The organism is Pseudomonas meliae, from assembly GCF_001400515.1.
Lineage (GTDB): Bacteria > Pseudomonadota > Gammaproteobacteria > Pseudomonadales > Pseudomonadaceae > Aquipseudomonas > Aquipseudomonas amygdali.
This window is the reverse complement of record NZ_LJQT01000019.1, coordinates 43,748-46,095: the sequence shown is the minus strand read 5'-3', so window position 1 is coordinate 46,095 and position 2,348 is coordinate 43,748. Positions and strand designations below refer to the sequence as shown.

Sequence of the window (2,348 nt, the reverse complement as noted above, 5' to 3'; positions counted from 1 at the left end):
CGAGCTTGCTCGCGAAGGCGGATTACCTGATCAATGGAGTTTCAGCGGCTGCACGGGCTTCTTCGCGAGCAAGCTCGCTCCCGCAGACCCGGAATGTTTTCGAGCCATTTGGATTACTCACATAGGTCGGCGGTGTTTCCAGGCCATGCGGATGCTCTGCGGCATCGATGATCCTGTGGCAGCGCAAGGTCAGCCTGTTTTCGGGCTGACCGATCCGCGTCTCAGATGTCGCCCAGACCTTCCAGCAACGCCTGATGCTGCTCTGGCGTGCCGATGCTGATACGCAGGAACTGGGCGATTCGCTGCTGTTTGAAGTGGCGGACGATGACGCCCTGCTCGCGCAGTTTCGCAGCCAGGGCTGCAGCATCGTGTTGCGGGTGGCGGGCGAAGATGAAGTTCGCTGCCGAAGGCAGCACTTCGAAGCCTTTGCCCTGCAACTGTTCGACCAGCGCCTCGCGACTTTCGATGACCTTGTTGCGGGTCGACTCGAAGTGCTCGCGGTCCTCGAAAGCTGCCGCACCACCCACATTGGCCATACGGTCCAGCGGATAGGAGTTGAAGCTGTTCTTGACCCGCTCCAGCGCTTCGATCAGATCAGGATGCCCCACCGCCAGGCCGACACGCAGACCGGCCAGCGAGCGCGACTTTGACAAGGTCTGAGTGACCAGCAGGTTCGGGTAGCGATCAACCAGCGTGATCGCGGTCTCGCCACCAAAGTCGATGTACGCTTCGTCAACGACGACCACTGAATCCGGGCTGGCCTTGATAATCTGCTCGACCTTGTCCAGACCGAGCAGGCAACCGGTCGGTGCATTCGGGTTAGGGAAAATGATCCCGGCATTGGGTCTGGCGTAGTCTTCGGCACGAATCTGGAACTGATCGTCCAGCGCGATCATTTCGTAATCGATCCCGTACAGACCGCAGTAGACCGGATAGAAGCTGTAGCTGATGTCCGGAAACAGCAGCGGAGCATCGTGCTGAAACAAAGCGTGGAAAATGTGCGCCAGCACTTCATCCGAGCCATTGCCCAGGAACACCTGATTGGGCTGCACCTTGTAGTAATCGGCGACAGCGTGCTTGAGCAGGTCGCTGTTGGGGGCCGGGTACAGACGCAAGTCGTCGGTCAGCGCGGCACGCATGGCCTCGACAGCCTTGGGCGACGGGCCATACGGGTTTTCATTGGTATTGAGCTTGACCAGCCGGGTCAACTTCGGCTGCTCGCCCGGCACATAAGGCACCAGATCGCTAACGAAAGGACTCCAGAATTTGCTCATTATTTGCCGTCCTCTGTATTGCCTGCTTTCCAGTCGGGATCAGTAATTCGATATTCAGCACTGCGGGCATGGCCGCTAAGGGATTCGCCACGAGCCAGCACCGACGCTGTCTTACCCAGCTCGGACGCACCCTGCGGCGAGCAGTAGATGATAGACGAGCGCTTCTGAAAATCGTACACGCCCAGCGGCGAGGAAAAACGTGCCGTGCCGGAGGTCGGCAGTACGTGGTTGGGACCTGCGCAATAGTCGCCCAGTGCTTCGGAGGTGTGGCGCCCCATGAAGATCGCACCCGCATGGCGGATCTGCGGCAGCCAGACTTCCGGATCGGCGACGGACAATTCAAGGTGCTCAGGCGCAATGCGATTGGCAACTTCGATGGCTTGCGCCATGTCTGCCACTTTTATCAATGCGCCGCGACCGTTGATCGACGTTTCGACGATAGCCGCGCGCTCCATGGTTGGCAGCAGACGCGTGATACTGGCGGCAACCTTTTCGAGAAAATCGGCATCCGGGCTGACCAGAATGGCCTGGGCATCTTCATCGTGCTCGGCCTGGGAGAACAGGTCCATGGCAATCCAGTCAGGATCGGTCTGGCCGTCACACACCACAAGAATCTCGGAAGGACCGGCGATCATGTCGATCCCGACCTGACCGAATACGTGGCGCTTGGCGGTGGCCACATAAATATTCCCGGGGCCGACAACCTTATCGACCTTTGGCACGCTTTCAGTGCCGTAGGCCAGCGCTGCCACAGCTTGCGCACCGCCGATGGTGAACACCCGGTCGACACCCGCAATACAGGCAGCGGCCAGCACCAGTTCGTTGATTTCACCACGCGGTGTCGGCACGACCATGACCACCTCGGTCACGCCCGCCACTTTGGCCGGAATGGCATTCATCAATACCGAAGACGGGTACGAGGCTTTGCCACCGGGCACATACAGGCCTGCGCGGTCCAGCGGCGTAACCTTCTGGCCCAGCACCGTGCCATCGGCCTCGGTATAGCTCCAGGAATCCTGTTTCTGTTTCTCGTGGTAGCTGCGCACACGCTCGGCGGCTTTTTCCAGCGCCTCG

Annotated in this window: 2 protein-coding genes; both read right to left on the bottom strand. The window is 59.8% G+C overall.

From position 1 onward, the window contains the following. Positions 1–221 precede the first annotated feature (221 nt). Positions 222–1,274: a histidinol-phosphate transaminase gene (gene hisC / locus ALO64_RS00950; RefSeq protein ID WP_044344748.1), complete on the bottom strand. Its 1,053-nt coding sequence runs from the start codon at positions 1,272–1,274 to the stop codon at positions 222–224. Beyond that, on the bottom strand, positions 1,274–2,348 hold a 1,075-nt coding region (gene hisD / locus ALO64_RS00945; protein ID WP_235804963.1), incomplete at its 5' end, for a histidinol dehydrogenase. The genes hisD and hisC, both read right to left, overlap by 1 nt.